The sequence below is a fragment of the Streptomyces sp. S3(2020) genome (genome assembly GCF_013044505.1).
GTDB lineage: Bacteria > Actinomycetota > Actinomycetes > Streptomycetales > Streptomycetaceae > Streptomyces.
On record NZ_JABERD010000061.1, the window covers coordinates 43,295 to 50,310 of the forward strand.

Genomic DNA, 7,016 nt, shown 5'->3' on the forward strand with positions numbered 1-7,016 from the left:
GATCGTCGCAGCCGTTCCCGACGGACCGCCTCCGCTTTTCTCAGCGCACCCAGTCCCTCTCGTACGCCGTCCAGTCCGCCTCCGTCGCCGCGAAGTCGACGTACAGGGCCACGCCGAAGCGGGCGCGGTCCGCGTCCGTGCGTGACAGGCCGAGCCGCACGCCCCGGACGGCGGCCCGGACCGTCTCGGCGGCGGCGCGGTGGCCGAGGTCGTTCTCGTGGAAGAACGGCAGCCCCATGAGGAGGTCCGTCGAGGGCGGGGTCACCTCCAGGGCCAGCGAGGTCTGCTGGGCGACGTAACCGCCGTACAGGCTCTCCAGGGGCATCGCCGTGTCGTACGACATCACCGCGATCTGGTCGACGCGGCGCGCGACCTGCCCGAAGTACTCCTGCGACCACCACTTGGGATGCCCGGTGAGGGCGCCCGCGACCCGGTGCAGTGCCGGGAGCGGGTCGATCTGGTGGGCGGCGATCGAGAGGGGGACGCCGTGGCCGCGGGTGACCGTGCGGAGCGAGTCGAGGAGGGTGAGGTAGTCCTGGTCGCCAGAGTGGAGGGGCTCCAGGTCGAAGTGGACGCCGTCGAAGCCGGTGGCGAGGATCTCGCGGGTGGAGCGCACCACGGCGGCCCGGGTCGCCGCGCGGTCGAGGTGCAGACCGTCGGGGTTCTCGTTCGCGAGCTCGTCACCGAGCCAGGCCTGCACACGGATGCCCGGCGCCGCGCTGTGCAGGGTGGTGATGAGCCGGCGGGCCCGGGGATACGACGACTTCGGCAGGGTTCCGTCGTGCTCCAGAGGGCCCGAGTGGACGTAGAGGTCGCGGATGCCGGTCGACTCCAGGCGTTCGGCGAGTGCGGTGACGTCGTTGTCGGTCTTGCGGCCGTCCACCCAGGCGTGGCCGAGCCAGATCGCGTCCCGGTTGCGGGTGTAGGTGCCGTCCGCGGGGTCGCCGGTGTAGTTGACGCGCAGCGCTACGGCCGCGGCGAGGGTGGGGAGCAGCAGGGTCAGTGCCAGGGCGAGGGCGAGGCGCTTGAGCCATCGTTTCCAGCGCCCCGCACCGCCTTTGCCGCCTTCGCCATCGGGTGCGGGAGGCCCCGGCGAGGGTTCCCCGGCCTCGGCGACCGTGGGTCCGTTCTCGTCGCCGGTCCCTGTCCCGCTCATCCCCGTGTCTCCCCTTTCCGGTCCGTGCCCCGCCGCTCCACCCCTGCCCCACCCCGGTCGCGCCGCCGCATTCCTGCTCATACGCTCAGAAATGTGACGTCATCCTTGTTCCGGGGCCGGCCGCGGCGCGCGACCTCGCACATATCCGTGCGGGTGGCGCACACCCTGCTGGGCGGGCTGGCCGGAGTGGTGTGGCTGGTGCTGCCGGGAACGACGTTCGACGAGGGTGCCGCGGTTGCGGGACCCCGGACGGGGACCGTGCAGCGGGTGGAGGCCCAGGAGGACGAGTCCTCGGCCGCCGACCTCGTGCTTCCGCTCCTCGCGGTGGGCGCCGCGGGCGCGGTCGCGGGATACACCTATGTACGGCGTACCCGGCGCGCCCGGACCCGCACCACACCCGGCGGTTCCCTCGTCGCGCCCTGGACACCGTCCACCGGTGAACTCGACGCGCAGGCGAAGGCGTTGCTCGTCACGGCCGACGACTGCGTCCGCGGCAGCCGTGCGCAACTCGGCTTCGTCGAGGCACGGTTCGGGGAGACCGCCGTGGCACCCCTCGCGGCGGCGCTGCGGGACGCGGAGGGCGAGCTGACGGCCGCGTTCCGGATGCGGCAGCAGTACGACGACGGCGTACCGGAGGAGGCCGCGGCCCGGCGGCACGCGCTCGCCGGGATCGTCGGACGGTGTGAGGAGGCCGGGCGGCGGCTGGACGGGGAGGCGGCCGGGTTCGACCTGTTGCGGGCCCTGGAGAAGGGCCTGGGCGAGGCCCTGGAGATCGCCGAGGGCCGCTTCCGGGCGCTGGCCGGCCGCACCGGGACCGTCGAGGCGCTCCTCGCCGACTGGCGCGAGCGGTACGCCCCCTCCGCCACCGCCCCCGTCACCGGCCACACCGAACAGGCCAAGGACCGCCTGGTGTTCGCCACCCTCCGCCTCAACCAGTCCCGCCAGTGCGCCGACCGCGCGGAGACCGAGAGGGCCGCCCTCCACCTCCGTGCCGCCGAGGGCGCGATCGCCCAGGCCGCCGTCTTCCTCGACGGCGTCGAACGGCTCGGTGCGGCGCTGGCGAGCGCCGAGGCCCTGGTGCCGACGGCACTGACCGGGGCGGAGGCGGAGCTCGCGAGGGCACGGTCGCGGCCGGCCGATGTACCCAGCGGTGAGCTGTGGGCCCGGATCCTGCATGCCGACGGCGCCCTGGCCGTCGTACGGGACGAACGGACCACCGGACCGTCCGATCCGCTCGCCGCCCTGCGGCGGATCGTGCGGTCGGTCGCGCCGCTGACGGCGGAGCCGACGGCCGGGGTGCTGGGAGCAGCCGCCCTGCTGGTCGGCCGTACCGCGATATCCGCCGCGGACGATGTCGTCGCGACCCATCGGGGCGCGGTGGGCGCGGCGGCCCGCACCCGGCTGGCGGAGGCGTCACGGCTGCTCGCCGAGGACCCGACGGCCGCGGACGAGTACGCCGGGGCGGCGCGCGACCTGGCCGAGCAGGACGTACGCGTGTACGGCAACCCGGCTGCGGAGCACGAGAGCGGGGTCGCGGGGGCGATCCTGGGCGGGGTGCTGCTGGACGCCGAGACTCCCACGACCTTCGGCGGCCCACGGACGCGAACGCGGGCGTGAACAGCCACGGACGACCCGGCAGGCGAGCTCAGAACAGGCTGAGCAAGGCCTCCGCCGGGTCCGCCAACCCCGTCTCCCCGTCCGGCAGCGGCAGCTCGAACCACACCGTCTTCCCCAGCGGTGTCCGGCGCGACCCCCACGCGGCGCTGAGCAGCCCGACCAGCTGCAACCCCCGCCCGCCTTCGTCCGTGTCCCGCGCCCGCCGCCGCCGCGGCTGGACCAGTCCGGAGTCCCACACCTCGCACACCAGGGTCCGGTCCAGCAGCAGCCGCAATCTGATCTCGCCCTCGCCGTACCGCAGGGCGTTCGTCACCAGCTCACTGACGAGCAGCTCCGTCGTGTCGACCAGGGGCTCCAGATCCCATGACAGCAACTGCCCACGGGCGTACTCGCGCGCCCGCCCCACGCTCCGCGGCTCCCGCGGCAGCGTCCAGTCCCCGACGGAGTCCGCGGGCAGGCCCTGGACACGTGCCATCAGCAGGGCGATGTCGTCCTCGCCGTGGTGGGTGTCGAGGGTGTTGAGGACGTGGTCGCAGACGTCCTCCAGGGGCGCGGAGGGGTCGGTGAGGGCGCCCACGAAGGCCTGGAGGCCCTCGTCGAGGGGATGATCGCGGCTTTCGACCAGTCCATCCGTGTAGAGCGCGAGCAGGGCGCCTTCGGGTAGTTCGACCTCGACCTCCTCGAAGGGCTCGCCACCGACGCCGAGCGGCATCCCGGGCGGCACGTCGAGCATGAGCGCGTCCTCGCCGGGCTCGACCAGCACCGGCGGCAGATGGCCCGCGTTGGCGAAGGTGCAGCGGCGGGTCACCGAGTCGTAGACCGCGTACACGCAGGTCGCCAGGTACACCTCGGACAGGTCCGCCTCACGGGGCCGGCGGGCCGCTCGGGTGGCCTGCTGAACGCCGCCCGGCGCACCGAGGCCGCGCGCGATCTCGTCCAACGCGCTCAGCACTTCGGCCGGTTCGAGGTCCAGCAGTGCCAGGGTCCGTACGGCGGAACGCAGTTCACCCATCGCCACGGCCGCCCGCAGCCCGCGGCCCATCACGTCACCGACGACCAACGCCGTACGGTGCCCGGGCAGTTCGATGACGTCGAACCAGTCGCCGCCGACCTCGCTGGGCCGGTCGGCGGAGGAGTTGCCCGGCAGATAGCGGCAGGCGATGTCCAGGCCCGAGGCGACCGGGTCGCCCGGGGGCAGCAGGGACCGCTGAAGTATCAACGCCCGCTCGTGCTCACGCCGGTACAGCCGGGCGTTGTCGATACAGACCGCCGCGCGGGCCGCCAGCTCCACCGCCAGATCCCGGTCCCGGTCCCCGAACGGCTCGCTGCCCTTCGTACGGGCGAACTGCGCCAGTCCTACGACGGTGTCGTGGGCGACCATCGGCACGGCGAGCGTGGACTGCGCCAGGCCGCCCTCCTCGGCCGGGATGAACAGGGGGCGGGCGGTGCGCAGGGCGTCCGCGTTGGGCGAGTTGAAGGGGAAGTGGTGGACGGCGCCGACCTGGACGGGCGGGCCCGAGCCGATGAAGGGGACGTCGGAGACCGCGCTGGCGAAGGCGACGCGGCGGAGTTCCGCGCTGCCGTCGGCGAGCCCCGGCGGGGCCTCGTCGCCCGCCAGGAGCCCTTGGTAGAGGTCGACCGTGGCCAGGTCGCAGAAGCCGGGGACCACGACGTCCAGGAGTTCGCGGGCCGTGGTCTCCAGGTCGAGGGAGTTGCCTATCCGGGCGCCGGCCTCGTTCAGAAGGGCGAGATTGCGCCGCGCCGCGGCCGCTTCCCGGGCTGCCGCGCGGCGGGCCGTGATGTCGGTCGCGAGCCAGGCGATGCCGATGGGGCGGCCGGAGCCGCTGCGCACGCGGTACAGGTTGACCGACCAGTGGCGGCGCTCGTCGGAGCCGGGCAGGAAGCCGGTGACGTGCATGTCCGTGATGGATTCGCCGCTCTCCAGGACGCGGCGCAGGGTGGCCGCCACCCGCTCGGCCTCGGGGCGGGGCAGATAGTCGCCGACCCCCTTGCCGCGGTGGTCGTCGGGGGTGCCGCCGAAGAGGGAGGCGAAGCGATGGTTGGCCCGCCGGACCCGCAGATCGGGGTCGATCAGCAGAAAGCCGAAAGGAGATTGACCGAAAATCGACTGCGAGGCGGCAAGGTCGGTCTCTATCCGCCGCAGGGTGCGGACGTCGACGACGATACAGACGGCGGCCCGCTCACCCTCCGCGGTCTGCGTCGGCATGACGTAGACCTCCGCCAGCCCCTCCTCGCCCGCCTCCCGGTCGGCCGACTCCGGCACCCGGAAGGGGACCACTCCGGTCCACTCGCGGCCGTCGAGGATCTCGGCCATCTTGCGCTGGCCGACCTCGCGCTGGCCGGCGTCGATGAACGCCTCGATGGGGTCCATGCCGACGGCCCGGTCGGCGGGGATCCCGAAGAGCTGCTCGGCACGCAGACTCCACTGGTCCACGAGGCCGTCGGGGCCGATGGAGAAGGACGCGACCTTGATGTAGTCGTAGATCGAGCCGGGCGGGCTGCTCTGCCACATCGCGTCGCCCCGCGGGGCGCCAGCGGCTCCGCCGGGTTCACCGGTGGATTCCAGGCCTGTTCCGCCCATGGCACCACGCGTCACGTCCGCCGCGGTGTCACCCGCGGCCTCCGACCTCGCGCCGTCCGACGGGTCCTCGGACTCCGTGGCCTTCGCTGGTATCTCGCTCACGCGAACCGTCCCCTCCAGCTCACCGCGTCCGGCACCGGTCACCGGCAGCGGCTGCCCGCAGTATCCAGCACTACGGCGCCGCACAACACGGTGTTCACGATCACAGCACGGTCCCAGCGTTTTTTGGACCGCACCGCGACAACACTTCCAGTCTTCTAACCAGCCGACACACTGTCGAATCACGTACTCCGGCAACCGCCAGTGGCCTGAACCAGTCACTGGACAGCGCGGGCGGGGCCGTACAGCCCGGACGGGCCCGGTTCATTCCGGGACCGCGAGCTCGAACCACACCGTCTTGCCCGCCTCACCTGGTCTGGTGCCCCAGCGGCGCGAGGAGTGGGCGACCAGTTGCAGACCCCGGCCGCTCTCGTCCTCGGGGTGGGCGACCCGTTCCCGCGGCGGGTCCGGGAGCGGGTCGGAGACCTCGACCAGCAGGACGTCACCGAGGCCGCTGGGGCGGACGAGACGGACGCCGATGGGTCCGGTCGCGTGCCGCAGCGCGTTGGTCACCAGTTCGCTGACCAGCAGGGTCGTGATGTCGGCCACGCTGTCGAGGTTCCAGTCGCGCAGCCGGGCGCGGACGGCGACGCGGGCGGCGCGTACGGCGCCGGGGTCCGCGGGAAAGGTCCAGTCGGCGCAGTCGCCTTCGGTGTCGATCACGCCGATCACTTCCCAGGCCACACCCATGTCCGGTTTCATGGGGTTAATGGGCACATACCCGATATCAGGGGCGTGGTACCGCGTGGGAGGGCGCGTTGTGGTGCGAACGGCGTAGCGGGGGGCGCCTACGAGACCGGGGGTGCCTGTTGCGTAGCGGCCGCGGGTGCGTTGCGGCTTGTCGCGCAGTTCCCCGCGCCCCTGAGGCAGCTACAGCCGGGCGGCGATTTCACGTACCGCCTCTACGTCCTGGTCCAGCCACGGCACGTCCCAGAGCTCGGCCGGGGTCAGCCAGCGCAGTTCGTCGTGGTCCTGCAGGGGCTTGGGATCCGCGGACTTCGGGAGCAGTCTCGCCGTCCAGACCTGGAGGACGTACGGGGGTTTCAGCGGCCACTCCCCCGGGATCCGCTCCCCCACTTCCGCCTCTACGCCCAGTTCCTCGCGCAGCTCGCGCTCCAGCGCCGCCTCGGGCGTCTCGCCGGGTTCGACCTTGCCGCCCGGCAGCTCCCAGCGGCCGGCCAGTTCGGGGGGCGCGCTGCGGCGGGCGGCCAGGAGGCGGCCGGTGTCGAGGAGGGCGGCTCCGACCACCACGGTCCGTTCGGTCATGGACCGGAGCCTACGTGTGGGTCAGTTCGCCGTCGCGCTGCTGCCGTTCTGGCCGATGCGTTCGACCCAGTACAGCTGCTTGTGGCCGCGGTTGTCGAGGCTGTCCGCGATCTTCTGGGCCTCGGCCCGGGTGGCGTACCGGCCCACGCGGTAGCGATTGCCGTTGTCGTCCTGTCGTATGACGAGCCAGGGAAGAGTGATCGTGCCGTCGTTCATCGCCCCCCACCTGTCTCTTATAACCATCTGGCCCTGCCGACGACGAGGATAGAGGAGGAA

General features: G+C 72.7%; 6 protein-coding genes. 1 reads left to right on the top strand and 5 read right to left on the bottom strand.

The genetic code is table 11. The features are described 5' to 3' along the window. Positions 1–40 precede the first annotated feature (40 nt). Positions 41–1,156 carry a glycosyl hydrolase family 18 protein gene (locus HLK59_RS20875; protein WP_240982547.1) on the bottom strand — a complete coding sequence of 372 codons (1,116 nt, stop codon included), beginning with the start codon at positions 1,154–1,156 and terminating at the stop codon, positions 41–43. 93 nt (positions 1,157–1,249) lie between these two features. On the opposite strand from HLK59_RS20875, the gene HLK59_RS20880 reads away from it, so the two are divergent. After that, entirely contained in the window at positions 1,250–2,773 is a 1,524-nt protein-coding gene (locus HLK59_RS20880) for a hypothetical protein (RefSeq protein WP_346779783.1), read from the top strand. Positions 2,774–2,801: 28 nt separating this feature from the next. Here HLK59_RS20880 and HLK59_RS20885 read toward each other — a convergent pair whose 3' ends face one another. The 4 genes from HLK59_RS20885 to HLK59_RS20900 all read right to left on the bottom strand — a co-directional run bounded on the left by HLK59_RS20885 (position 2,802) and on the right by HLK59_RS20900 (position 6,956). After that, on the bottom strand, positions 2,802–5,477 hold the full coding sequence (locus tag HLK59_RS20885) for a SpoIIE family protein phosphatase (protein ID WP_171143004.1): 2,676 nt from the start codon (positions 5,475–5,477) through the stop codon (positions 2,802–2,804). A gap of 261 nt (positions 5,478–5,738) precedes the next feature. Continuing rightward, positions 5,739–6,164 (bottom strand): ATP-binding protein, encoded by a 426-nt coding sequence (locus tag HLK59_RS20890; protein WP_171143009.1) that lies wholly within the window; start codon positions 6,162–6,164, stop codon positions 5,739–5,741. Between the two features lie 180 nt (positions 6,165–6,344). Then, entirely contained in the window at positions 6,345–6,740 is a 396-nt protein-coding gene (locus HLK59_RS20895; RefSeq protein ID WP_171143005.1) for a (deoxy)nucleoside triphosphate pyrophosphohydrolase, read from the bottom strand. Positions 6,741–6,761: 21 nt separating this feature from the next. Continuing rightward, positions 6,762–6,956, bottom strand: coding sequence for an SPOR domain-containing protein (locus HLK59_RS20900; RefSeq protein ID WP_171143006.1), 195 nt, complete (start codon positions 6,954–6,956; stop codon positions 6,762–6,764). Between the last annotated feature and the right edge of the window lie 60 nt (positions 6,957–7,016).

Excerpts from the sequence above, each read along its gene's own strand:
- HLK59_RS20890 (WP_171143009.1), bottom strand. The coding sequence starts at position 6,164 with ATGGGTGTGGCCTGGGAAGTGATCGGCGTGATCGACACCGAAGGCGAC.
- HLK59_RS20900 (WP_171143006.1), bottom strand. The coding sequence starts at position 6,956 with ATGAACGACGGCACGATCACTCTTCCCTGGCTCGTCATACGACAGGAC.
- HLK59_RS20875 (WP_240982547.1), bottom strand. The coding sequence starts at position 1,156 with ATGAGCGGGACAGGGACCGGCGACGAGAACGGACCCACGGTCGCCGAG.
- HLK59_RS20895 (WP_171143005.1), bottom strand. The coding sequence starts at position 6,740 with ATGACCGAACGGACCGTGGTGGTCGGAGCCGCCCTCCTCGACACCGGC.